This window comes from Gemella sanguinis ATCC 700632 (assembly GCF_000701685.1).
GTDB lineage: Bacteria > Bacillota > Bacilli > Staphylococcales > Gemellaceae > Gemella > Gemella sanguinis.
The window spans coordinates 1-26,001 of sequence record NZ_JNJO01000008.1 but is presented as its reverse complement, the minus strand read 5'-3'; the positions used below and the strand labels follow the sequence as shown (position 1 = coordinate 26,001).

Here is a 26,001-nt window from a genome sequence, read left to right as displayed (position 1 = left end):
TTTATCTTTTCGCTATAAAAACTAATAGTTTTTCACTAGATTGCTCTTCTATATATTTAAAATTATCAAATTCTATATTTTTTATTTGTTCTATATCTGTAACTTTACCTTTAACAAGTTCTGTTAAAAATTTTCCACGTGCTTTTTTGGAAATTGTAGAATGAGTTTTTAAGACACCATCCTTATCTTCCATGAAATTTATTTTTATAAATTTATCTCGTGCAGTTGGTGAGAAAACCTCTTCGAACTCACTTGATAATAACGATATAATAAAATCATCATTTTCAATAGCTTTATCATAATCCTCTCTCCAAAAGTTTTTTAGAGAAGTATTTCCTATTTTACACTTTTGTAAAAAATCTAGTCTATGTTCACTTATTGGGTAGTACGCATTTATAACTCCGTATAATGCAGAAGTTATAAAAACATAGTTACTTATATATTCCCTATCCTCTTCATTAAAACTTTGACGAGCAATATTTCTATACATAAGTCCATTAAACAGCTCCAATGCAGGATAACTATCTGCGTCTTGCTTAGTTAATTTTCCCCAACGAGCATATTCTTCTTTAGCTTTATCCTCTTTTATTTTATAAATTGACTTTAATTCATCAATTGTTTTTAAAGAAAATTCATTTATTATACTTTTTGTTTTTTTCGATAATTTTTCCCCAGATACTTTCTCCGCTTTACTATTTAATTCTTTAGCGGTAGGTATTAAAATCTTCATTATTATTCCTCTTCTGGTAGTTCTAGAAAACTATTTTCTATTAAACTATTAACTTCCATTAATACAAAGTTAAATTCTGTTGCTTCTATCTCTGGATCAATTATTAGAGTATTAAAATAACCAACTACAAAGTCACGATTAGCTATTTCTAATGCAAACATATACTCACTAATTTCATCAACTAAAAAAGCAGTTTGTTGTAAAACTTTATTTTCAAAAGTATTTGCGTAATGTACTGATTCCATTAGTCTTCTAACTTTTAATTCTGGATAGTTTTCAACAAAACGGTCCCTAATATATTTTGCTAACTCTTCAGCCTTAAATTTATCAGTATTTGCTTTTCCTTTTTTTAATACTTCTTTATCTTCTAATTTTTTCAGAAGTTGAGTTAAAGATGTATGTAAACTGTTCATTTTCTCTCTCCTTAAATTTTTTTTACACAATATATTTTATAAAAAAATTGAAAAAATCGCTAGTTATAAGGTGCTTCAAATAAATATTTTTTCAAAAAAAATCTAGAGTTCAATTCAAACTCTAGATTTACCTTACCTTAGCCGTTATAACAATTTATAATTTCGAATAATTTATTTCTAATTTCTTCATTAGAAGCATGCCCTAACATACCTTTTAATTCCGCTAACTTCTGATCTAATTCATTAACATTAATATTTAACGTAGTATTTTTATAAATCATTTCGTTATCTGTTTTTTCACTATTTTCATAGTCTAACGACAACTCTTCATACATTTTTTCACCAGGTCTAAGCCCTATTTCTTGGATATCAATATCTTTATATGGCTCTAATCCTGATAGTTTAATTAAGTTAGTCGCAAGGTCTATGATTTTTACAGGTTCTCCCATATCAAGTAAGAAGATTTCTCCTGCACTAGCATAATATCCTGCTTGTAGCACTAGTTGTGCCGCTTCTGGAATCGTCATAAAGTAACGAATAATATTTTTATGCGTAATAGTAATTGGTCCACCTTTTTTAATTTGTTCTCTAAAAATAGGAATTACAGAACCATTAGATCCAAGAACATTACCAAATCTTACCGCCGCAAATTTAGTATTATATTTATCCCCTTTTGATTGAAGGATAATTTCTGTAAGACGTTTAGATGCCCCCATCGCATTTGCAGGGTTAACCGCCTTATCTGTAGAAATCATAATAAATCTCTCTACATTTTTCTCAATCGCAACATCCATAACATTTTTTGTACCAAAAACATTATTTTTTATGGCTTCTTGAGGACGACGTTCCATTAAAGGAACATGTTTATGAGCTGCAGCGTGGAATACTACATCTGGTTTATACTTATCAAAAACCTCACCTAATGCTTCTTTATCACGAATACTTACGATTTCTGAAATATATGAGACATTATTATAAGCATCTGTATGACTCTTTTCAAAATCTAAGTCTCTTTCAAGCATATATAGAGCATTTTCGTTTACATCTACTAATATTAGATTATTAGGTTTAAATTTGAAGATTTCTCGTACTATTTGGCTTCCTATAGAACCACCTGCACCTGTTACAAGTACATTTTTATCTCTTAAGTAACTACGAACTTCTCCTTGTGAAAGTTTAACTTCACCACGACCTAATAAATCTTCAATCGATACATCTTTAAGGTGTTTAGCAATACTTTCCCCTTCTTCAATAGCTACCCCTGCACCCATTACTTTAACAGTTACATTTGTGTCTTTTAAGATATTTAAGATTCTATTTTTATTATATGAATCTATCGAAGGGATAGCTAAAAACACTTGTTCTACTTCATATTTTGGAATCATTTGTAGTAAGTCATATGTTGTTCCTACTACAGTAACCCCACTAATAACTGAGTTTTTTCTATTATCGTCTATTAAACCAACAACATGAGCTTTAAACACATTATTTTTAGATAATTCTTTTAATAGAATATACCCTGCATCTCCTGCACCAACTATAAGTGTATTTTTATAAGCAGTTTTACCATTTACACTAACTTCTCTTTCTCTTAGAGCACGATAAAGCATACGTATAAACATAATTCCCGCAATAATTAATAATGGTGAGAAAATCGCAAAACGTACATTAGAAAATGTATCTGGTAACATAAATTGGTATAATATACTTACGAAAAGATCCCCAATTATTACCGACATACAAATATTGAAAATCTCAGCAACCCCTAAGTATGACCATAGAGATTTATTAATACCAAATATTTTAAACAATATACCATAAATTACTAAAGAAATAAGTAAGAATTCACAGATTTCTATTCCGTAAAAACGAATCATTTCTCCAGGATAAGCACTTCTACCTAAAAAGATTGAAGATAGTACCCCTAAAGCTACTATGATTAAATCAAGTAACATAATTAATTTAAATCTATGATATGTATATAATTTTGATGAAAATAATTTATCCATTATATCTCCTATATCATTAGTACATCAATATACTAATACAACTTAATAAATTCTTGAAGGTAATATTTAAATAAATATTACCTTTAATTTTTTATTTTACTTTTTTACATTCTATAACCGAAATAACTTGCCGCAGAAACTATAATTATAAGGACTACAATACTTATCCTTCTAGTTTCTTTTATCATAATTATTTCTACAATTTTCTGTACTACTAAAATTCCAATAGCAGTAAACATCGTAATCATTTTTGTTTTTTGATTATCAATAAATATTGCACCTATTATAATTCCCAATGCAACAACTGTAACTAACATATTGATAGCCAAAAACCTTAATTTCTTATCATCCATAACTATTTTTTCCTTACTTTAATAGTAACTTTAACTATTGCAGGATCAGAAGTTACACGTATGTCTTCTTTCGGATATAGCTTCAGATTACTTCGTTCTTCTGTTTCATCTTTTACATCACTTAAGTCAACATCTACTAACATTTCCGTAAGTTTGTCTAGTTCTGTTTGACTTTCCCCACGAACAGTTGCTTTTGTAGCTTCAGGTGTAATACTTACTAACTCATATCCTTCAGGTAATGCACCTATAGTATTTACAGTTACCGGTACTTCTTTTTCTATATTTTTCACTTCAATAGTCATAACTGTAGAACTTGGTTCTATATGTATGTCTTCTATCTTGTTGTAGTTACTATCATACGCTACTAATTTAGCTTCTTCTTTTGTATTTTTATTAATTTTCGTTTTATTATCACTTTCAGCTCTTACTTCTCGAATACTGTTTATAGTTTCAAGATCTCCTGAAATTTTAACATGTTCATCGTTAACTTTAAGTTTTTCTACTTCGTAACCCATAGTTAGACGTTCTTTTTTAAGCGTTGGTGTAACAACAAACTCTTTCGTAGTTTTTTCACGTATAGAAACAGTTATCGTACTTGGTTCAGCTGTACCTTCTATACCTTTTTCTAAACCTTCTACATCAAGTTTTACTTTTTGATCATCACCTATTTGTGAATTTTTAAGATTTAGTTTTACTTTGAAGTTCTTAGCTACACTTTCTTTTTGTACCTTTGAAGGTGTTCCGCTAAGTTTCACCGAAACGGTATTTGGCACTCCTAAAACATATTGCTTATCTCTATCGTATTCTGCTTCTACTTGAACATCTGTTACCCACACAGTTGCATTATTATCAGTGTTTCCTATAACCGAAAAGTTTTTTATTTTTTCATTAACTGAAAGGAATAATAAAATAGCTATTAGTAATGATATTAATTTTAATTGATTATTCTCTTTTAATCGCATACTAACACCTCTTATATTAGATTTTCTGGAGATTGTTGCCAGTTTTCTTCTAAATACTTAGTTAATTCTTTTTCTGTAAAATCAGTAACCAATCTACCATTTTGACAAATACTTATCTTTCCTGTTTCCTCAGATATAACAATAATTATTGAATCTGTTAATTCAGATAATCCTAATGCAGCTCTATGACGCGTTCCATAGCTACTTGCTATACTTCTATTATCAGACAGTGGTAGCACACAACTTGCTGCACGAATACTGCTTCTATCAATAATCATCGCTCCATCATGAAGAGGTGTATTTGGTATAAATATATTAATAATAAGCTCACTAGTTACTTCTGAGTTTATTTTTATTCCACTTTCTACATACTCATCAAGACCTGTATTATTTTCCATAACAATTAGCGCTCCTATTCTTCTACGCGCCATATGTCTTGCTGAGTCAACAACAGCTTTTATGATATGTTCTTTTGTATCTTTTGTTGTATCTTTGTATTTTAGAATATTCGATAACTGGACACGACCTATATATTCCAAAGCACGTCTAAGCTCTGGTTGGAAAATAATCATTATTCCTAAAACTCCCCAAGTAACAACTTGGTCAAAAATATAAGTCATTGTTGTAAAACCTATGAAATTAAAAAATATTTTTAATCCTATGATGATTAAAATACCTTTAACTAACTGCATTCCGCGTGTACCTTTTAACAAAGTTAAAAGTTTATAAACTAAAAACCAAACAAGTAAGATATCTAATACGTGTATTACTAACGATAAAGTACCAATGTTTGATAGATATTCAGCTATCATAATATTCTCCTTTCATAAACTTGTTAAATAATCATCACTTTTACAAAATAATCTGTAAAAACGATTCATTTCCATTATTAAATAAAGACATTTTTGGATTATCAAAGCATATAACAATCCACATTTTATTATACCATAAAAAAGCATAATATCGATACTTTTTTTATTAAAATAAAGCAAGAAAATATTAGTAAAATATCCTCTTGCTTTATAGCTATATTATTTTAGTTTTATATAATTTTCTATATTGTAATTTTCCGCTTCTAATTCATTTTCATTTCCTAAGATAAGATTAGCTACACTATACCCTATAATTGGACCTGTTGTTAATCCTGAAGAGCCTAAACCACTTATCGCATAAACGTTTTTTAATTTAGGTACTTCACCGAAAAACGGAGAATAATCTGACGTGTACGCTCTAATACCTACACGCTCATTAATAATATCAGCATCTTCTAAGTTACGAAGAAACTGCTTAGCTTCATTACCAAAAGCATCTAATTGTTCTTTATCTACTTCTAAATCAAATCCCATTTCATTTTCATGAGTAGCTCCTACACTAACTACACCATCTTCAAACGGAATTATATCTAGTTCCCCTTCCGGCATAATAACAGGATAGTCCCCTGTATTATTATCATTTACTTTATAATCACGCAGTTGCCCTTTTTGAGGTCTAACATCAACATCATACCCAAGTGGCTCTAATACATCTTTTAACCATGCCCCAGTAGCAAGAACTACAACATCGTACTCTTTATTATCAATAACATATTTATCATCTAATAAATTTATACCCACTTTTTTATTGATAACATTTGCTTTAGATGCTGTAAGCAATGTTTTTACAAAACGTTCACCTTCAACTCGACCTCCACCACTTGCATAAAGCACATCCCCGTTATTATCAAAACTAGGAATAACTTTTTGAACTTCTTCTTTAGAGATTATCTCTAAATCACCTATCATCGGAGATAATTCTTTTCTTTGTTCCGCTAGTTCTTTTAATTCCGGAAGTTTATTTGTATCTTTCTTCAGCAAATACACCCCACATTGATCATAAAAATCCGTATTATAACCATCTTTTTTCAAGTCTTCTACTAATTTCAAATAAAAATCCGCCCCTAAACGAGCCATTTTATACCATGGCTTATTACGTCTTTTAGAAAACCACGGGCTAATAATCCCCGCAGATGCTTTAGTAGCTTGTCCTACTCCATAATCAAAAACTGTTAACTCTACACTTTCATCTTTTGATAAATAATAAGCACAAGTAGCACCCACTATTCCTCCACCTATTACAGCTACTTTCATAATTTACCTCACTTTTTAATAAATAATTTTTTCTACTCAATAAAATTATACATCAAAAAATTATGAACGTAAACTTTTTATAAAATAAAAGAAACTTTATAAAATTCACTAGTTGACATAAATAACTCTTACAAGTAAAATAATATCTATAAAAACTATTATGGAGATATAAAATGAAAAAACAATTATTATTAACTGTAGCAATCGCAGTTCTTTCAGGAACAACACTAGGATGCGCTCAAAACAAGAACGATAACAACAATCAACCTACGCAACAAGAAGCAAAAAAAGAGTTATCCAATGAGGAGATAGTTAAAGCTGCTCTGAATAATTTCCCAAAAGACAAAAATATTGAATTAGAAAGTAAACTAAATATAGCTACCCAGCTTGGAGATGAGCATATTTCTTTAAATATATTATCAGACATTAAAATCGATGAAAAAGGAAATATATTAAAAAACTCTTCTAAACAAGAAACTTCTGCCGAAGGAAACTCAAATGAGAAAAAACAAGTTTTCTTAAAAAAAATAGATTCTGGTTATGAAAAATTTGATGTTGTAGATGGAAAATTAGTAGCTAAAAAGATTGAAGATGATGCAGATTTTCTTTCAGCATTAGATCTATTTTTCAAAAGGAGTTCTATATTTGACTTAGTACTAGATAAAAATTATGAAAAAAATGATACAAAACTAACATTTAGTGGGAAAATTAAATTTTCTGAGATAAAAGAAAAATTTAAATTGAGTGATGAGGATATGTTAATTGATGGCAATGTAGACTTATCACAAATAACCGTACCATTTTCTTTAGTGATAGATACTAATACAAATGAAATCACAACAATTACAGTAGATATAAAGACTCCTATGAATGATATCATTAAAGCAAATCTTGAAAAAGAAAAGGACTCAATGGAGAAACAAGAATATGCTGTTGCGAAACAATTACTTGAAGCTATCGCAAAAGATTCTAAAGGAGAATATGTAATAACTCGAAAACTTGATAAAATAGATGAAATAAAATTTAATTAATATAAGATAAATCTAGGTTATTTTTATAATAATCTAGATTTTCTTCTATAATATAGTTACTATTATTGAGTAACCTCTAGTTTTACATCAAACTAATATAATTACCTTTACCTATTTACATTAAAGTACTATAATTAATATTAGATATAGTTTTAATATATAAATAGAAATTTGATTATTAGTGGCTACACTAATAAATGGAGGTTAATATGGGTGAGATTAAATTAGTTCCAAGAAACGAAGTAGATAAAAAATATACTTGGGATATGACATTACTATATAAAAGCAATAAAGAATTTATAAGTTCTTTAGAAAATATTAAAAAAAGTATTTTAGAATTTAAAAACAACTACGAAGGAAAATTAGCAGACTTAAACATCTTAGACAAAGCGGTAAAAGAATACGAAGCTATGTATGAAGAATTTTATAAACTTTCTCACTATGCAGAACTTCCTATGACTGTTGATAGATTCAATGAAAATGTAGTTAATAACGCTACTCTATTTGAGGAAGTATCGACTCTTTGGGCAAGCAACCTTAGCTTTTTCGACACAGAATTAGTAGGATTGGACGAAAGTTTTATAAATGAATTTGTAGAAAAACATAGACCTGATTTAAAATATTTCTTCGAAAAAGTGAGTTTAGAAAAAAAACATACTCTTTCTAAAGAAGCAGAACAAGTAATTGCAAACTATGAAAGTCTTCCTAACTTTTATAATTTATACGAAGTTACTAAACATGAAGATATGCAATTCGATAGCTTTGAAGCTAATGGTAAAACATTAGAAAATAGTTTTGTATTATATGAAAACTTACATGAGATGGATAATAATAAAGAAGTACGTCGTGGTGCAGCAAAAAGTTTCTATAAAACTCTAAATGCATATAAAAATACTTCTGCGAATGAGTATATCTCACAAATCAAAAAAGAGAAAATGATTGCGACTATGCGTGGTTATGATAGTGTTATAGATTTCCTATTAGATAAACAAGATGGTAATCGTGAACTTTATGATCGTCAAATTCGTACTCTTATGGTGGATCTTGCACCTCATATCCGTCGTTATATTAAACTTCTTGCACGCGAACATAATATTAACGATATGCAATTTGCGGACTGTAAAATTAATTTAGACCCTACTTTTGAAGTAGATATGAGTATTGCAGAATCAAGAGAATACTTGAAAAAAGCACTTGGTGTTCTTGGAGAAGATTACCTTAATATGATTGATGAAAGTTATGATAAACGTTGGACTGACTTCCCTCAAAATATCGGTAAGAGTACTGGTGGATTCTGTGCAACAGTTCCAAATGTAGCGGGATTCATCCTACTATCTTGGACAGGAAAAATGAACGAAGTGTTCGTTTTAGCACATGAATTAGGACATGCTTATCACTTTATGAGTACTGGTAAACACCAAACAATGTTAAATAATGACTGCCCTCTATACTTTGTTGAAGCACCATCTACTTGTAACGAAGTAATAGTATCAAATTATCTACTAAAAACAAATACTGATGCACGCTTTAAACGTTGGGTAATTAGTAATATGATTAGCAGAACATACTTCCACAATATGGTTACTCACTACTTAGAAGCAGTTTATCAAGATAGAATCTACAAAAAAGTAGATAATAATGAAATGCTTAACGCTGATGTTCTTTCTAAAGTAAAACGAGAAGTAATGGAAGAATTTTTCGGAGATAGTTTAGTTGTTAATGAAGGGGCAGAATTAACTTGGATGCGTCAACCTCACTACTATATGGGACTATATCCATATACTTACTCTGCAGGTTTAACTATCGGAACATCTATCGCTAACAAAATAGATAAAGATCCTAACTACGCCGACGTTTGGTTAAACGTCCTTTCTAAAGGTAGCAGTATGTCAGCATTAGACCTTTCTAAACTAGCTGGTTGCGATGTAAGTACAGATGAACCATTAAAAGAGGCTATTTCTTATGTAGGTTACTTAGTTGACCAACTTTATGAACTAACTGATGAATTAAATAAATAATAGTAAAGTACCGATTGAATAAAATTTCAATCGGTACTCTTTTTCTTTCTACTACATTTTATTTAATTTTTCAAAACATGCTCGTTCGCATTCGATAACTGCACTTCTAAAATTATTTTCTTCAAGCACCCTTACCGCTTCTATCGTACTTCCCGCAGGTGAACAGACATCATCTTTAAGTTTACCTGGATGTTCATTTGTTTCAAGTACCATTTTTGCTGAACCTAACACAGTATTCGCAGCTAATCTATATGCCACATCTCTTCGCAATCCATTAAGAACCGCACCATCAGCTAGCGCTTCTATAAACATATACACATATGCTGGACCCGACCCACTAATCGCTGTTAATCCAGGCATATCTTTTTCACTTATTACCTCTACTTTCCCTATATTATCAAATAACTCTACTATTGTAGGTTGCTCATCTTTACTTATAAGCTCACTAAAGCTAACTCCTATTATCCCCGCTCCTACTTCTACAGGTGTATTTGGCATAATTCTCACTACTTTTGTTTCTGGAATAATAGCTTCTATATCTCGTATTTCTACAGATGCTGCCATTGAAATTACTATTTTATTTTTTAGTTCATCTTTAATTTCCCCTAATACTTTAGCAACTAAGTAAGGTTTTACACCAATAAATACTATATCACTATTTTGTACTAATTCTTTTAAACTCTCACATGCTCGTACACCGTTTTTCTGAGCTGCACTTTGAGTACTACTATCAGAAGAGTTTCTAATAAAAATATCATTAGCTCCCACTTTACCTCCCGCTAATATACCCTTTAATATAGCGCCGCCCATATTCCCAGCACCTATAAAACCTAATTTCATAATATTTATCCTCCTTACTTGCTAGTCAATTTTTACTATTTTTAATCAATCCAACTTTATTATACCATACTTATAGTACTTTATTTTTATCATTCTTTATTATTCTAGAAAATCATATTATTATTAAGGAAGGTATGCTATACTAAAATTAAATATTTAATAATTTACAGAGGAGTACAATTATGGACAAAAGTTGGAAAGAAATATTTAAAAATTATCCTAAAAGAGAAGAACTTTCTATTACAATAGATGAAATTAACAATAAAAGAAAAACTACAACTATATACCCACCGGAGAAATTAGTATTTAGAGTTTTTGACCTACCACTAAAAGATATTAAAGTAGTAATACTAGGTCAAGATCCTTATCATAATCCTGGTCAAGCGTGCGGACTTAGCTTTTCCGTTAATGATGGAGTCCCTCTACCAAAAAGCCTTATTAATATTTACAAAGAGCTTTATGACGACCTTGGAATCAAACCAGCTAAAACTGGTAATTTGGAAAAATGGTTTAAACAAGGTGTGTTTTTATTAAATGCAGTTTTAACAGTTGAAGAAAATTCTCCAGCTAGTCATAGTAATCTAGGATGGCAAGATTTCACAGACTATATTATAAAAACTATTTCTAAAGAAAATGATAATGTCGTATTTATATTATGGGGAGCATATGCAAGAGGTAAACGAAAACTTATAGATCAAACAAAACATAAAATTATAGAATCTGCACACCCTAGCCCATTATCTGCTTACCGCGGATTTTTTGGTAGCAAAGTCTTTTCTGAAACAAATAACTATCTAAAAGAAGTCGGAAAAGAACCAATAGATTTTAATCTGGAAAAATAATTTATTTTAAGTAAATTTTAAGTAAAATTTTAAGTATATTTTAAGTAAAAGCCCTATAATATTGTCTTAAGCAAAAATAATGAATTTTCTTAACTTAACGACACTTGTCGTTTCTCCCTTTTAAGTTAGAAAATGTTTTTGTTTAAACCAATATTTCGGTTAATTCTTTATGATATTAACAGATAATAAAACTTTTTAATTTTTTTCATAATGTGGCTTGTCGCTCCCTAGGCAAGCCATTCTCCCTTTTAAGAGTACATATTACTCTTTTGTTATTTGTATATAGATATTAGAGGACTTAATTTAGTTCGTAAAAAAGACGTACACATCAACTTGTGTACGCCTTTTTTATTTATATTTTTTAATAGTAGATAAAGCTTTCAACATAGTACATAGTTTTATTTTGTCCATTTGGATAGACTTTATTATTTAATCTTACTGTCATAAGACCAGTTGGTTTATTAGTTGCTACTGTTACATAAGGAATTAAGATTTTATCCCCTTCTACTTTCCAATCTTCTGTTGGAGCAAATATAGAATTAGTAGTTCCTCCATAACCTACTACACTACGTATAGCAAACATATTATCTTTTTTGAAGTAAACAACAGTGTTATTATCTGGTACTAATTTTTCTAATTCAGCTGGAGTATATTCACTTTTTGCTTTATTTGCAGTAACTAGTTTTACACCATTTTCAACAAATAATTTATTTAGAACTGCATTAACATTGTATGTTTCAGCGTTATTTGTATTAAGTCTATCTAATAAATTAGCTGCTGGAAGATAAACAACTTGATTTTGTGTAGTAGAGATACTTGCACTAAATCTTATTATATCTATCATTTTTGAATTTTTAGTATTGCTTAAGCTATAATTAATAACATTTAATAATTTTTCTACTTCTTTAAAGTTGTGTTTATAGGCATTATTTTGTTTTTCAGTAGCTTTAGCATTATCGTCAGCTTTTGGATTTTGTTGTTCAGTTGCTTTTACATAGTTATTGTTTTTAACATTTTTTTGTTCAACTGATTTTTTCTCATCTTTTTTTACATTTTTATTATTTTGTTCAACTTTATTATTAGCAACAGTTACTTTTTTGTCACTAACATTTTGTTGAGTTTTTTTAGTGTTTTGAGCAGCTTTGCTAGTAGAATCGTTATCTTTAACTACTTTATTGTTTTCTTCACTATTTCTAGTTACTTTGTTAGCATAACTGCTATCTTGAATAGCTCTATATATATTTGAATTATTTTGAGCTACTTTACTAGTTTGATCATTGTAATCACTAGTTACTTTATAACCTGTATTGTTTCTGTTATTTTCTTGGGCTACATTATTATTACTATTCTCTTCAGTTACATTATTTCCATTATCATTTTTATCTTTATTTTCATCTACATGTGCAATAGCTACTTTTGATGATTCATTGCTGTTATCTGATTTTTGTGCTGAAGTATGTGAGCACCCTGTTAAAAGTCCTACACCTAAAATAAATACGCCTGTTGTTTTTAATAATTTGTTCATAACTATACCTTCTTTTAATAAAAATTCTTTTCAATATTTTTTATAAATTTATTATACTCCTAAAAATTTCAAAATGCAATACTTTTATTACAAAATTGTTACAAAAATATTACATAGATATTTCTAACCACCATTAAACATTGCCAAATTAACATTTACGAGTGTTACACGTTACTATTTTTTTGTTACAATGTTACAATTATGTTACAAAAATCTTAGATTCTATTAAAATGCATTCATATTTTCACTTTATCTTGTATAAAGATACATTTATTTGAACTTGCTAAATGTTTATAGTAAAATATACTCGATAAATATACTTATAAGGAGATTATTATATGAATAGAGTTGCTATTGTAAGTGCAAAACGAAGCCCTATTGGAAGTTTTGGAGGAAGTCTTAAAAATGTTTCTGCTGCAGCTTTAGGATCAGCAGTTGTCCAAGATGCTTTAAATAATATAAACTTAGACCCATCACTTGTTGATGAAGTAATTTTTGGTAATGTTCTTCAAGCTGGACTTGGGCAAAATATCGCGCGCCAAATAGCTGTTAATGCGGGTATTCCAAAAGAAAAAAGTTCATTTACTGTCAATAAAGTTTGTGGATCAGGATTAAAAAGTGTTATTTTAGGAGCACAGGCTATTCTACTAGGAGATAGCGACATAGTCGTTTGTGGTGGTGTAGAAAATATGAGTGCAGCACCATTTGTAACTAGTTCACCTCGTTTTGGTCATAAACTTGGTAACTTTGAATTAGAAGATAGCATTATAAAAGATGGATTAACTGATGTTTTTGAAAACTATCATATGGGTATTACCGCAGAAAATGTAGCTGAGCAATTTAATATTACTAGAGAAGAACAAGATAATTTTGCTTTATCTAGCCAACTTAAAGCTAGTTCTGCGATAGAAAATAATAAGTTTGTTAATGAGATTACCCCTATTACAATTAAAACTCGTCGAGAAGAAATTATATTTGATACTGATGAATACGTTCGTCCTGAAACAACTCTAGAATCACTATCAAAACTACGACCAGCATTTAAAAAAGATGGTACAGTAACTGCTGGCAATGCTTCTGGAATAAATGACGGTGCAGCATGTGTTATTTTAATGTCTGAAGATAAGGCAAATGAATTAGGTCTAGATATATTAGCTTATGTAGATGGCTATGCTACAGCTGGTTTAGATAATAAAGTTATGGGGCTTGGACCAATTCCTGCAACTCAAAAAGTGTTATCAAAACTAAATCTAGATATTAAAGACATAGATTTATTCGAAATGAACGAAGCCTTTGCTTCACAATCTATTGCTGTTACACGTGAACTTGGACTAGATAGTTCTAAAGTTAATATTAATGGTGGTGCAATAGCGTTAGGACACCCTATCGGTGCAAGTGGTTGCCGCATTCTAGTTACTTTAGTACATTCATTAATAAATGAAAATAAAAATCGTGGAATATGTTCTCTTTGCATTGGTGGAGGACAAGGTATTGCTATGGCAATTTCTAAAAAATAAAAATATGCTAATAGAGAAAGGTTTCTTCTCTATTAGCTCTTTTTTATATCTTTATTTAAGTTTAATTTAAGTATACTATATTAAAATTTGAGTGCTATACAACTTTTTAAAAATTTAATAGTCAAACTGTGGACTATTTTTAAAAAATCTTATACAATAGTAATTGCGATAATTTTTATTTTTGACATAAGTATATGATTATTAGAAATCCATATACTACATAATATTAATATATTTTATAAATAGTATTTTATAGAATAATTACGTAGATCGAAAGGTAAAAGGAAATGAAAATAGGAATTGATAAAATAGGTTTTGCCATGCCTAAGTATTACTTAGACATTCGCGATTTAGCGACTGCTCGTGGCATAGAGCCTGATAAATTTACTAAAGGATTACTTCAACTTGAAATGAGTATTCCACCAGTGTCTCAAGATATAGTTACTCTTGGGGCTCAAGCAGCATTTGAAATTTTAGATAAAGAAGACTTAGAAAAAATCGATATGATTATAGTAGGAACAGAATCAGGTGTTGACCAAAGTAAAGCCTCTTCTGTATTTATTCATGGATTATTAGATATTCAGCCATTTGTACGAGCTATAGAAGTTAAAGAAGCTTGTTACGGTGCAACTGCAGCTTTAGATTTTGCAAAAAATCATGTTATGAATAATCCTGAATCAAGAGTACTTGTTATCGCTAGTGATATCGCTAAATACGGAATCAAAGCTTCTGGAGAATCAACACAAGGAGCCGGAAGTTGCGCAATGTTAATCACTAGTAATCCTCGTATTTTAGAATTAAACAACGATAACGTATGTCTTACTCGCGATGTTATGGACTTTTGGCGTCCAAATTACTCTCAATATGCCTTTGTAGAAGGTAAGTTCTCTACTGAACAATATTTAGGTTGCCTTACTACTACATGGGATAAATATTTAGAGAAAAATAATAAACAATTAAGTGATTTTGATGCAATTTGCTTACACCTTCCGTATCCAAAATTAGGATTAAAAGGTTTAAACACATTATTAGAAACAGAATCTGATGAAGCTATTAAAGAAAAATTATCAGAACGTTTTAATGAATCTATTTTATATAGCCAACGAGTTGGTAATATATACACAGGATCATTATTCTTAGGTTTACTTTCTCTATTAGAAAATAGTACGAACCTTAATCCTGGGGATAAAATTGCATTATACAGCTATGGTAGTGGTGCTGTTGCTGAAATCTTCAGTATGACTTTAGTTCCAGGATACGAAAAACAACTTAAACAAAATCGTTTTGACGAATTTAATAGTAGAACACGTATTTCTATAGAAGAATATGAAGAAATGTTCTTTAGAGATACTACTGTAGATAGCGAAGGAAATCTTGATATTTCTGATATTAAAGATGATAGTAGATTCGTATTAGAAAAAATAGAAAATCATAAGAGAATTTATAAGAAACAATTTTAAAAGAGGGAATTATGGGAAACATTTGGAGTAGATTTTATAAAAAGAATAGAGCCGAACGCCTAGAAGTTATCGAACAATCTAATATTCTTGAAGAAGAATATCTGAATTTAGTTAAAAACAATACTGTTTTAGATTACGATACCGCTAATAATATGGTAGAAAATGTTATTGGAACATTCTCACTACCTTTTAGCGTAGTTCCTAACTTTGTTGTTGATAATAAAAGTTACGTAGTCCCAATGGTAACAGAAGAACCTTCTGTTGTTGCAGCTTGTAGTAATGCTGGGAAAATAGTTGCTTCTTCTGGCGGATTTACGACTACAATTCATGATAGAAAAATGATCGGGCATGTTGCCTTGTATAATATTTCTGATACTGATTCAGCAGAACAAACTATTCTTAAAAATAAAGATCTACTTCTTAAAACAGCTAATGAAGCCTACCCTTCTATCGTTCAACGTGGCGGTGGTGCAAAAGATATTAACGTTAGAGTTTTAACTGAAGATGGTACTACTTTTGTAGTAGTATATCTAATCGTTGATACTTTAGAAGCTATGGGAGCTAATATGTTAAATACTATGTTAGAAGCTCTTAAAGTTTCTCTTGAATCTCTTACTGGTGGAACAGCTCTTATGGCTATACTATCAAACTATGCTACTAGTTCATTAGTTACTAGTAGTTGTGCTATCCCTTTTGAAAAATTAGGAGAAAATGGTAAATACTTAGCAGAAAGAATTGAGCTAGCGAGTAAATTCGCTCAAAGCGATGTATATCGTGCTGCAACACATAACAAAGGTATCTTTAATGGTATCGACAGCATTGTTATTGCAAGTGGTAATGACTGGCGAGCTATTGAAGCCTCTTGCCAAAGTTATGCTGTAAAAGATGGAAAATATAAAGGATTATCTACTTGGCGTTGCGATTTAGAAAACAACCTATTAATTGGTGAATTAACTGTACCTATGCCAGTAGCAAGTGTCGGTGGTTCTATAGGAATTAACCCTAGTGTAAAAGTAGCTAGACAAATGTTAAATAATCCTGATGCTAAAACTTTAGCAAGTATTATTACATCTGTTGGTTTAGCTCAAAACTTAGCTGCCTTAAAAGCCTTAGTTGGTGATGGTATTCAAAAAGGACATATGAAACTTCACGCTAAATCGCTAGCTATTTTAGCTGGTGCTACTAATGATAATCTAGATTTAGTAGTTGAAAAATTACGTGAACAAAAGCATATGAACCTTGCCATCGCAAAACAAATAGTTTCGGAATTAAATAATTAAAAATCAGTATAACAAAAAACAACTTCAAATTTAGCTTTGAAGTTGTTTTTATATTTTCTTAATTTATTAAGCGGCTTTTTTATATCCTGCTCTAGCTGCAGCTTCTTCTGAGTTATAAACTACTACATTATTAGGTGCTACCTTATTGTAAGATGGATGACCTGGAGTGTAGTATTGCCCACTCTTCTTACTTGCTCTTACTACAACTTTTTTAGTTTTTGGTTGAGCTTGCGCTTGTTTTTGTGCTTGAGATTGTTGAGCTTGTGATTTATCTGTATCTTTATCTTTTGACTGATCTGCCTTTTCTTTATCAGTAGATTTAGAATCCTTGTCTTCTTTATCTTTCTTTTGTTTATTATCTGATTTTTTATTTGCGGCAGCTAGTTGAGCATTTTTCTCTTCTTCATTTTTCTGCTGTTCTTCTACTCTCTTTTGTTCTTCTGAAGATTTTCTTTCTTGCTCTTCTTTTCTCTTCTCTTGATTTATTCTTATATTCTCTTCTTTTAAAGCCGCACTATGACGTGATGTTCCAAACAATGCAAAAGACATAACTATTGTCGCAAAAATACCTAGAACTACTTTTTTTAATCTTGTTTTTCTCTGAATAAATTTTATTATAGGTGGACACAAAAAGATAAGACTTGGTACAAATACTACGAGTGCATAGACTATCCCTTGAGTTACTAATACCATTAATGATATAAACATAAATATTATAAAAATTAGCCATAAAATTATATGTCCGTACTTATGTATAAAATTTTTCACAGTTCTTCTCCTTATTAATTAATTCTTACTTTGACTATTTTATCATGTTTTATTAGAATATACAATTATTTTCATGTAATTTATACTTTTTATGCACAAAACACTGATTTATGTAAGCATTTTTGTTGTTAATTATCAAAATATTTCTTATAATTAATATATATTAATCAGAAAAAAATCGGGAGGATTACAACTATGACTTTTAAATTACCTGAATTACCTTATAGTTTCGATCACTTAGAGCCAGTTATCGATGCTAAAACTATGGAAATTCACCATGACAAACACCACGCAGCTTACGTTAACAACTTAAATGCTGCTTTAGAAAAACACCCAGAAGTTGAAACTGGATGTGTATGTAGATTACTAAAAAATATCGAAGATGTTCCTGCTGACATCCGTCAAGCAGTTATCAACAACGGTGGAGGACACCACAACCACTCTCTATTCTGGAAATCTCTAACTAAACCAGATTCTTCTGAATTCGGTGGATTAGTTAAAGAGAAAATCGATGCTGAGCTTGGCGGATACGAAGAATTCGTTAAAGCTTTCTCTGCAGCAGCTGCTACAAGATTTGGTAGTGGTTGGGCTTGGCTAGCACTTGATAAAGAAGGTAAACTAGTTGTTACTTCAACAGCTAACCAAGACTCTCCTTACTTAACAGGTCTTACTCCAATCCTTGGATTAGACGTTTGGGAACACGCTTACTACCTAAACTATCAAAACCGTCGTCCTGACTACATTAAAGAATTCTTCCGTGTAGTAAACTGGGACTTCGTAAACGAACGCCTAGCTAAACAGTTAGAAAAATTAGGGAAATAATCTAGTAAATCACCTCTATCTTAATTAGAGGTGATCTTTTATTCTTTCTATAAGAAACTTTAACTAAATTTAAACTATTTCTTATATAATTTCTAAGATTTATTAATAGCGTGTAGTTGGTCTATTTTTAAAATTAGCCAACTACCCTATTTTTATTTTATAAAATTAGATTTGATTTGGAGGAAAAACTATGAGTAATTGGAAAGCTATTGTTGCTTTTGTAGGAGTAGCTGTATTTTACGAAGTATTAGTTTTACTTTTATGGCTTGGCTTAAAATGGATGTTAACACCTTTTATCTCACCTAAAGTAAAATTAGTTCTTGGTATCTTATTCTTTATTTTTGCTAACTTTTCAATTATAGCTTATATGCTTCGACTAGGTGCACCATGGGTAAATTATGGAAACACTTGGTATTTCTACTTCCTAAACGGCGTAGTTATAGCTGTAATTTTATTAGTAGCAAAATTAGTATTAAAGCTATTTAACTTTAACCTTTCTCAAGGTGTAAGTTTAGGTATAACAAGCCTATTTCTTGTTGGAATGACCACTTTAGGGTTATATTGGGCATACTCACCTATAGTTAAAAGTGAAACTATAAAAGTTGATAAAAAAATTGAAAAACCTATAAAAATAGCTATGGTATCTGACTTACATCTTGGAACATTTTTCGGAAATGGTCAACTTGAAAAATTAAATAAAATTATTGAAGAAGAAAAACCAGATGCTATTGTAATTGCCGGTGATATTATGGATGATGATATGGTTATGTATAAAAAGCGAAATATGGGTGAAACACTTAGCAAATTATCAGCTCCTCTAGGAGTGTACGCTACTATGGGGAACCATGACCGTGCAGCTCAAGAAATAGTAGAAGAAATATCTAAGACAGGTATTAGACCTCTATTTGATGAGAGTGTTAACCTAACTGACGATGTGATTCTTGTTGGACGTAAGGATAGAAGTGTTAGCAAAAATAGATTAGCTACAGAAGACTTATTAAAAAATGTTGATACTAGTAAAACTACTATTTTAATAGATCACCAACCAGATGCAATCGATCATCACAGTACATTACCTATAGATGTCCAATTATCAGGTCATACACATCGTGGTCAAATATGGCCAATTAACTATATTACAGATAGAATCTACACACTTGATCATGGTTATGCTAAAATTAATAATAAACACTTCTTTACTTCTGCTGGTTATGGTTTTTGGGGACCACCTTTTAAAACTACAGCCCAAAGTGAAGTTTGGATGATAACTATTGAAGGAAAATAATAAAGAACAACCTAGAATTGATTTCTCAACTCTAGGTTGTATTTTTTTATTCTCGATCAAATTTATTTGTTTGTTCATCAATAAATTCTTTTGTCAAATACTCATCTATAGCACTCTTTTCTTGTGATTTATAATCATCTCTAATAGAATCCCATAGTTCTTTAGCAGTTCTTAAATCTACACCATAATGCTCTCTAATTGTCTTAATATTTGCAATGTCTCCTGCCTCTGGATTAATCACTTCTCTTAAATCAGAAAAATCTTCAGCAATTTCTTTCTTCACTTCTGAATTATAATTTGATCTTACTTCGTCTTTAATAGATTCCCATAATTCTTTTGTATCGCTAAGTAATAGTTCTGGATATCTATCTCTTAATAATTTAATATTGTTAATGTCTCCTTTTGAGGCATCAACAACAGAGAATAATTCATCTTTATAACTTTCTTTTTTTAGTTCTTCTAGTTTTTCTTTACTTACTTTTTTCTTTTCTTCAAAATCTGCTTTTGATTCACTATTTCTAGTTGAGAAGAAAATAAATATTACTAGTGCTAAAACAACAATTAAACCTATTTTCATACTTAAATGCCTCTATCTTTCTTAATAATTTCTAATAACTTTTTAGCCTCTGGATATTGTAAGAAATAAGCCTTTCTTAATGTAGCTATATTTAATGCATCACTTTGGCTATAATCAATTAATCTTTCCAGTTCTTTCCTATAACTTTTACTTTGCAATCTTTCTAACGCTTCTTTACTTTTTGCTTTACGTTGCTTGTTTTTATCTACTATTGATGAAATTATCGCATAGACTACAATAAAACCAAGCATAACATAAATAGTATTCATATTCATAGTTATATCTCCTTAGTGCTTCCAAATAAGTTATTATTATTATACACTTTTTTGTGTTTTTTGTAAAATTGATATTCAGCAACCTCAACTATCTAAAAATTGATTTTTTAGCTATAATTTGTTATCATTAATTGTACTTTAATAGAAGGATTTGTAGAAACTATGAAATTTTTAACTGATATAAACAATGAAAAATACACAGAATTTATTAAAAGCCATAAACATGGGAATATGATGCAAGCTATTGAATGGTCAGCTATTAAAAATACATGGGGAGCTGTTAGAGTAGCAGTATCTGATGACGAAGATAATATTATCGCCGCAGCTCAAGTTTTAACTCGTAAAGGCCTTTGGTACGTGCCACGTGGTCCAATCTTAGATTACAACAATAAAGAATTATTAGGATTTTTCTTAACTAATCTTAAGAAATTCGCTAAAACTAAACAGGCAAAACTAGTTAAACTTGATATCCCTATAGCTGTTAAAGATGAAAAATTAGCTAACTTTAAAGATGTTGATGTAGATCGTAGTAACGATGAACTAATAAAAACATTTAAATCTTATGGATATAATCACAAAGGATTTAGCCTTGATATGAGTAGCACTATCCAACCTCGTTTTAATACTGTTACGAAGTTAGAGCAACCTGTACCTGATTTATTCTCAAAAGATACACGTCGCCTTATCCGCGATGCAGATAAAAAATTCGTAGAAGTTAGACGTTGCGGAAAAGAAAACTTAGATGATTTCTTATTTGCCTTAGCTTGTACTGAAAAGAGAAAAAATATTTCACTTCGTGGACGTGAATATTTTGAAAATCTTCTTGATACATTTGGTGATAATGCCCTACTTTATATTTCTTATATAAATGTAGAAAAAGCACTTAAAGAGTGTCATAATCGTAAAGAAAACTTAGAAAAAGAAATCGAAGAACTTGGAGAAAAATCTCCTAAGAAAAAACGTACTTTAGAAGAACAAGTAGCTGGAACTGAAAAACTAATTACGCTATTTAATGGACTTGAGATTGAAGATAAGTCTAAAGACCAAGTTATTAGTGCTGCGATTACTATAGCATATGGTAACCATGCAGAGATTATTTATGCAGGTATGAATGAAGACTTTGCTAAACTTCCTGCACAATATAAAGTATTCTCTGATACAATGAAAAAAGCCCAAGAAATGGGCATTAGCGAGGTATCTATGGGAGGAATCGAAGGAAGCCTAAACGATAGCTTACTAGGTTTCAAATCTAAATTCTCTCCTAATATCGTTGAATACTATGGTGAGTTTGACTTAGTTATCTCTCATGTATTTAACCTAATGTATAATTATGGTCTACCTTTACGTAGAAAAATCTTAAAATTAATACATAGGTAAAATTTAATCCCTAGAACAAAGTTGTTCTAGGGATTATTTTTATTCTATTATACTAATTTAAACACATCGTTTAAGTTTTCAGCCATTGTTGGGTGAGTGAAGATTTGGTCTCTAATATATGTATATGGAATTTTGTTGTCAATTGCCATTTTTATAATATTGATTATTTCTTCAGAGTTTTTACCGAATAATGTTGCTCCAAGAATTAAGTTAGTATCTTTGTCTACTACTACTCTGTAAATTCCACGTTGGTCTTGGTTTACAGCTCCTCTAGGCATATTTGCTACTGGTAATGATGCTACTGCTACATTGCTGTATTGAGCTTTAGCCTCTTCTTGGTGTAGTCCTACGTGAGATAATGCAGGTGAGATAAATGTTGAATATGGTACATTTTTACGATCAGCCGTAGTGTATTCTTTTTTACCATGTAAGTATCCATTAACTACTCTAAAGTCATCTAATGATACATATGTAAATTGTAATCCACCATTTACATCTCCTACTGCAAATACATTCTCAACAGCTGTTTGACAATACTCATCTACAACAATTGATCCGTTAGGACGTAGTTCGATATCTGTATTTTCTAATCCTAGATTTTCTGTATTTGCACGACGACCTGTTGCATGTAATACTGCTTCAAACTCTAACTCTCCGTGTTCTTCAGTTACTACAACAACGTTTTCTCCGTTATTACGAACTTCTTTAGTTGTAGAACCTAATTTAAATTCTACACCTGTTTCTTCTAAGTAACCTTTTGCTAATTCTGCGATATCTTCATCTTCTCTTCCTAGTATTCTAGCTGAAGGATCGATTACTGTAACTTTTACTCCTAGACGAGAATATAAGCTTGCGAACTCTAGTCCGATATTTCCACCACCGATAATACCTAATGTTTTTGGCGCTTTTTCTAATTTTTGTAATTCAGTGCTATCGTAAACATTTTTAGAAGTTGTTAACCCTGGAATTGGTAATACATTATTTTTAGCTCCAGTGTTAATTACCACAACTTCTCCTTCTAGTTGTTTTGTTTCACCATTTGCTGAGATTTCTACTACTTTATTTGATACAAATTTTGCACGAGCAGTATAAACGTCTACATTTGGGCTATTATCTAACATTGCAAAGTTTTTAGCGTTTAATTTAGTTACTACTTTATCTCTTGTAGCTTTAGCTTCATTGTAATCTTTTTTGTTATCAGCAGCTACGATAAGAGTTTTTGTTGGGATACATCCAATATTTATACATGTCCCACCGTACATTGCGCTACTTTCTTCAACAACAGCTACTTTTTTACCTTCTTTAGCAAAAGTTGCAGCTAATGTTTTCCCTGCTTTCCCAAAACCTATTACTAATAAATCATATTTAGACATAATTTTATACCTCATTTTTTATTATTTTTCAAAAATTAATCATTCTTGTTTAACCTTTAGTCTTTATTTTATTCCTCTTTTGTTAACTATGCAATATATCTGCTTACAGCGTTTTCTTTAAATATTCTGATTTATTTAATATCAATTCTCAATAAAATTTGATATTCTTCGTTATTATGGTATAATATGCTTTGTATAAATTTGAAAATTTATGGAGGAATACAATGTCATTACCAAATTGTCCAAAATGTAATAGTGAATATACTTATGAAGATGGAACTATGTTAGTATGCCCTATGTGTGCTCACGAATGGTCACCAGAAGATACTAGCGATGTTGAAGAAGAAAAAGTATATCGTGATGCTAACGGAAATGTACTTCAAGATGGAGATACTGTATCAGTAATCAAAGACTTAAAAGTTAAAGGTAGCTCTTCGACTCTAAAACAAGGAACACGTGTTAAGAACATTAGACTAGTCGATGGAGATCATAATATAGACTGTAAAATCGATGGTTTTGGTGCTATGAAACTAAAATCTGAATTTGTTAAAAAAATATAACAAAATCATTTACAATAAATAATTTTTAAGCAGTAATTTTAGAAAATCAAAACATTTATAACTAATTATAGATTTGCTAATTTTACTGCTTATATTATGTCTAAATTTAGTTGTAATTCTACATTAAGTATGAAAACTATTATTTTCAACGATTTCATGTATTCTATACTTTACAAAACATATTTTTTCTTGTATAATATACACATGTCTTTTTAGAAAATACAATCGTGGAATTAGTTAATTGTTATAACTTAACATTATTAAGTTATTCAATTTATCTAATTAAAAAAATTTAGTAAAGGAGAATTTTCTATGAGTTTTTATAAAAAAATACCATTATTAGTAAAGCTTCTTTTAGCTATTACTCTTGGGATTGTTCTTGGTAGTTCACTACCGACTTCTATTATTAGAGTCTTTGTAACATTCTCATCAATATTTAGTTCATTCTTAGGGTTCACTATCCCACTTATTATTGTTGGATTTATCGTTCCTGGTATTAGCCAAGTTTCTAACAATGCCGGAAAATTATTAGGTCTATCAACTGGAGTTGCATATGTTTCTACACTTATCGCAGGAACATTCGCATTTATCGTTGCTAAATTTACACTACCTAGCATTCTTGCTAATGCAACATTACAAACTTTCCAAAACCCAGAAGATTTAATGCTTAAAGGTTATATCGAATTTAAGATGACTCCTATCTTCGATGTTACAACAGCACTAGTTATCTCATTTATTCTAGGTATCGGAATCTCAGCGACACAATCTGATAGCTTAAAACAAGGATTCAATGACTTTGGAGAAATTATTGAAAAATTACTTTCTTCAGTAATTATTCCATTATTACCATTCTATATCCTTGGGGTATTTATGAACATTACTGCTTCTGGTGAAGTATTCAAGATTCTAAAAATCTTCATCATGGTATTCGCTGTAATTTTATTACTACACTGTATCATTATTATCGTTCAATACTTTATCGCTGGTAGCGTAAATGGTAAAAATCCATTCAAGATGATTCTTGCTATTGTTCCAGCTTACATCACAGCAATAGGTACTCAATCTTCAGCTGCTACTATTCCTGTAACACTGAAAAGTACTAAAAAAATGGGTGTAGATAAAAATATCGCAAACTTCACTATTCCGTTATTCGCAACTATCCACTTATCAGGTAGTACAATAACATTAACTACTTGTGCTACTGCAGTTTATTGGTTACAACACGGAGCAACATTCCCAACAGCAGCGGTTATGGTTAAATTTATCATACTACTTGGGGTTACAATGGTAGCTGCTCCAGGTGTTCCTGGTGGTGGTGTAATGGCAGCCCTTGGACTATTACAATCAGTTCTTGGATTCAACGAAGTTATGTTATCACTTATGATTGCATTATACATCACTCAAGATAGCTTTGGAACTGCATGTAACATCTCTGGAGATGGCGCTTTATCAGCTATCGTTGATAAATTAAATAGAGTTTTCTTTAAAAAAGATAAACAACAAGACTTAGCATAAAAAATAAATAGTAAGCAGAATTTTCTGCTTACTATTTTTCAGATTGTTGACAAAAATACCGAAATATCAAGCTAGTATTGATGTTATGGTATTTTTTTTCAAAAAAAATAAGCCTTAAGGCAAAAATTTAGTAGTATTAAGAGGTTTTATACCTCTCTTAATGCTATTGTTTTCATATTTTGAACGCAACAAGACAGCCAAGCGTACGACTGTACTTTGGCTTTTCCTCTATATTGTGCATACCTGTATCCGTGATTTTGTTTAGAATCCGCAAAGCTACGTTCTATTGTTTCTTTTCTTCTCTTATACAATAGTTTTCCTTCTTTTGATATACGTCTTAACC

24 protein-coding genes and 1 pseudogene are annotated in these 26,001 nt (G+C 30.3%); 11 read left to right on the top strand and 14 right to left on the bottom strand.

What is annotated here, in order from left to right:
- Position 1 precedes the first annotated feature (1 nt).
- The 7 genes from yaaA to T369_RS0104685 form a co-directional block, all read right to left on the bottom strand.
- Positions 2-730, bottom strand: coding sequence for a peroxide stress protein YaaA (gene yaaA, locus T369_RS0104715; RefSeq protein WP_031552421.1), 729 nt, complete (start codon positions 728-730; stop codon positions 2-4).
- A gap of 2 nt (positions 731-732) precedes the next feature.
- The gene (locus T369_RS0104710) at positions 733-1,143 is read right to left on the bottom strand and encodes a hypothetical protein (protein ID WP_006364615.1); all 411 of its coding nucleotides are present in this window, start codon (positions 1,141-1,143) and stop codon (positions 733-735) included.
- 137 nt (positions 1,144-1,280) lie between these two features.
- Positions 1,281-3,152, bottom strand: a complete 1,872-nt coding sequence (locus T369_RS0104705) for a polysaccharide biosynthesis protein (protein ID WP_031552418.1) — start codon at positions 3,150-3,152, stop codon at positions 1,281-1,283.
- A 104-nt stretch (positions 3,153-3,256) separates the two neighbouring features.
- Positions 3,257-3,505 (bottom strand): hypothetical protein, encoded by a 249-nt coding sequence (locus tag T369_RS0104700; protein WP_006364617.1) that lies wholly within the window; start codon positions 3,503-3,505, stop codon positions 3,257-3,259.
- A gap of 2 nt (positions 3,506-3,507) precedes the next feature.
- Entirely contained in the window at positions 3,508-4,467 is a 960-nt protein-coding gene (locus tag T369_RS0104695; protein WP_031552415.1) for a CdaR family protein, read from the bottom strand.
- Between the two features lie 11 nt (positions 4,468-4,478).
- On the bottom strand, positions 4,479-5,279 hold the full coding sequence (gene cdaA / locus T369_RS0104690) for a diadenylate cyclase CdaA (protein ID WP_031552412.1): 801 nt from the start codon (positions 5,277-5,279) through the stop codon (positions 4,479-4,481).
- Positions 5,280-5,498: 219 nt separating this feature from the next.
- On the bottom strand, positions 5,499-6,593 hold the full coding sequence (locus tag T369_RS0104685; RefSeq protein ID WP_031552409.1) for an NAD(P)/FAD-dependent oxidoreductase: 1,095 nt from the start codon (positions 6,591-6,593) through the stop codon (positions 5,499-5,501).
- 173 nt (positions 6,594-6,766) lie between these two features.
- Here T369_RS0104685 and T369_RS0104680 point away from each other — a divergent pair, with 173 nt between their 5' ends.
- Positions 6,767-7,624 carry a hypothetical protein gene (locus T369_RS0104680; protein WP_031552406.1) on the top strand — a complete coding sequence of 286 codons (858 nt, stop codon included), beginning with the start codon at positions 6,767-6,769 and terminating at the stop codon, positions 7,622-7,624.
- A 209-nt stretch (positions 7,625-7,833) separates the two neighbouring features.
- Positions 7,834-9,642, top strand: a complete 1,809-nt coding sequence (pepF, locus tag T369_RS0104675) for an oligoendopeptidase F (protein WP_031552403.1) — start codon at positions 7,834-7,836, stop codon at positions 9,640-9,642.
- Between the two features lie 51 nt (positions 9,643-9,693).
- Here the strand turns inward: pepF and proC are convergent, their stop codons facing one another.
- Positions 9,694-10,482, bottom strand: a complete 789-nt coding sequence (gene proC, locus T369_RS0104670) for a pyrroline-5-carboxylate reductase (RefSeq protein ID WP_035496403.1) — start codon at positions 10,480-10,482, stop codon at positions 9,694-9,696.
- A 182-nt stretch (positions 10,483-10,664) separates the two neighbouring features.
- Here proC and ung point away from each other — a divergent pair, with 182 nt between their 5' ends.
- Positions 10,665-11,324 carry a uracil-DNA glycosylase gene (gene ung, locus T369_RS0104665; RefSeq protein ID WP_031552397.1) on the top strand — a complete coding sequence of 220 codons (660 nt, stop codon included), beginning with the start codon at positions 10,665-10,667 and terminating at the stop codon, positions 11,322-11,324.
- 361 nt (positions 11,325-11,685) lie between these two features.
- Here the strand turns inward: ung and T369_RS08960 are convergent, their stop codons facing one another.
- Positions 11,686-12,849 carry a hypothetical protein gene (locus T369_RS08960; protein WP_051618967.1) on the bottom strand — a complete coding sequence of 388 codons (1,164 nt, stop codon included), beginning with the start codon at positions 12,847-12,849 and terminating at the stop codon, positions 11,686-11,688.
- 338 nt (positions 12,850-13,187) lie between these two features.
- Between T369_RS08960 and T369_RS0104655 the strand changes: the two genes are divergently transcribed.
- The 3 genes from T369_RS0104655 (at position 13,188) to T369_RS0104645 (ending at position 17,106) form a co-directional block, all read left to right on the top strand.
- A complete protein-coding gene (locus tag T369_RS0104655) occupies positions 13,188-14,366 on the top strand; it encodes an acetyl-CoA C-acetyltransferase (protein WP_031552391.1) in 1,179 nt (392 codons plus the stop codon).
- 287 nt (positions 14,367-14,653) lie between these two features.
- Positions 14,654-15,826: a hydroxymethylglutaryl-CoA synthase gene (locus T369_RS0104650; protein ID WP_031552388.1), complete on the top strand. Its 1,173-nt coding sequence runs from the start codon at positions 14,654-14,656 to the stop codon at positions 15,824-15,826.
- Positions 15,827-15,837: 11 nt separating this feature from the next.
- Positions 15,838-17,106, top strand: coding sequence for a hydroxymethylglutaryl-CoA reductase, degradative (locus T369_RS0104645; RefSeq protein ID WP_031552385.1), 1,269 nt, complete (start codon positions 15,838-15,840; stop codon positions 17,104-17,106).
- 66 nt (positions 17,107-17,172) lie between these two features.
- Here T369_RS0104645 and T369_RS0104640 read toward each other — a convergent pair whose 3' ends face one another.
- Entirely contained in the window at positions 17,173-17,874 is a 702-nt protein-coding gene (locus tag T369_RS0104640; RefSeq protein ID WP_031552382.1) for a sunset domain-containing protein, read from the bottom strand.
- 195 nt (positions 17,875-18,069) lie between these two features.
- Here T369_RS0104640 and T369_RS0104635 point away from each other — a divergent pair, with 195 nt between their 5' ends.
- Positions 18,070-18,696 (top strand): superoxide dismutase, encoded by a 627-nt coding sequence (locus T369_RS0104635; RefSeq protein WP_031552378.1) that lies wholly within the window; start codon positions 18,070-18,072, stop codon positions 18,694-18,696.
- A gap of 190 nt (positions 18,697-18,886) precedes the next feature.
- On the top strand, positions 18,887-19,981 hold the full coding sequence (locus tag T369_RS0104630; RefSeq protein WP_031552375.1) for a metallophosphoesterase: 1,095 nt from the start codon (positions 18,887-18,889) through the stop codon (positions 19,979-19,981).
- A gap of 46 nt (positions 19,982-20,027) precedes the next feature.
- Here the strand turns inward: T369_RS0104630 and T369_RS0104625 are convergent, their stop codons facing one another.
- Both T369_RS0104625 and T369_RS0104620 read right to left on the bottom strand, forming a co-directional pair.
- Positions 20,028-20,558, bottom strand: coding sequence for a hypothetical protein (locus tag T369_RS0104625; protein WP_210727757.1), 531 nt, complete (start codon positions 20,556-20,558; stop codon positions 20,028-20,030).
- Positions 20,559-20,560: 2 nt separating this feature from the next.
- A complete protein-coding gene (locus tag T369_RS0104620; RefSeq protein WP_031552369.1) occupies positions 20,561-20,833 on the bottom strand; it encodes a hypothetical protein in 273 nt (90 codons plus the stop codon).
- A 162-nt stretch (positions 20,834-20,995) separates the two neighbouring features.
- On the opposite strand from T369_RS0104620, the gene T369_RS0104615 reads away from it, so the two are divergent.
- Complete coding sequence (locus T369_RS0104615; protein ID WP_031552366.1) at positions 20,996-22,210, top strand: peptidoglycan bridge formation glycyltransferase FemA/FemB family protein; 1,215 nt, start codon at positions 20,996-20,998, stop codon at positions 22,208-22,210.
- A 47-nt stretch (positions 22,211-22,257) separates the two neighbouring features.
- Here the strand turns inward: T369_RS0104615 and T369_RS0104610 are convergent, their stop codons facing one another.
- Entirely contained in the window at positions 22,258-23,583 is a 1,326-nt protein-coding gene (locus T369_RS0104610; RefSeq protein WP_031552365.1) for an FAD-containing oxidoreductase, read from the bottom strand.
- A gap of 224 nt (positions 23,584-23,807) precedes the next feature.
- On the opposite strand from T369_RS0104610, the gene T369_RS0104605 reads away from it, so the two are divergent.
- On the top strand, positions 23,808-24,143 hold the full coding sequence (locus T369_RS0104605; RefSeq protein WP_006364640.1) for a zinc ribbon domain-containing protein YjdM: 336 nt from the start codon (positions 23,808-23,810) through the stop codon (positions 24,141-24,143).
- Between the two features lie 312 nt (positions 24,144-24,455).
- On the top strand, positions 24,456-25,658 hold the full coding sequence (locus tag T369_RS0104600) for a dicarboxylate/amino acid:cation symporter (protein ID WP_031552362.1): 1,203 nt from the start codon (positions 24,456-24,458) through the stop codon (positions 25,656-25,658).
- 158 nt (positions 25,659-25,816) lie between these two features.
- Here T369_RS0104600 and T369_RS09500 read toward each other — a convergent pair.
- Positions 25,817-26,001, bottom strand: a pseudogene (locus T369_RS09500) (transposase); the annotation flags it as partial.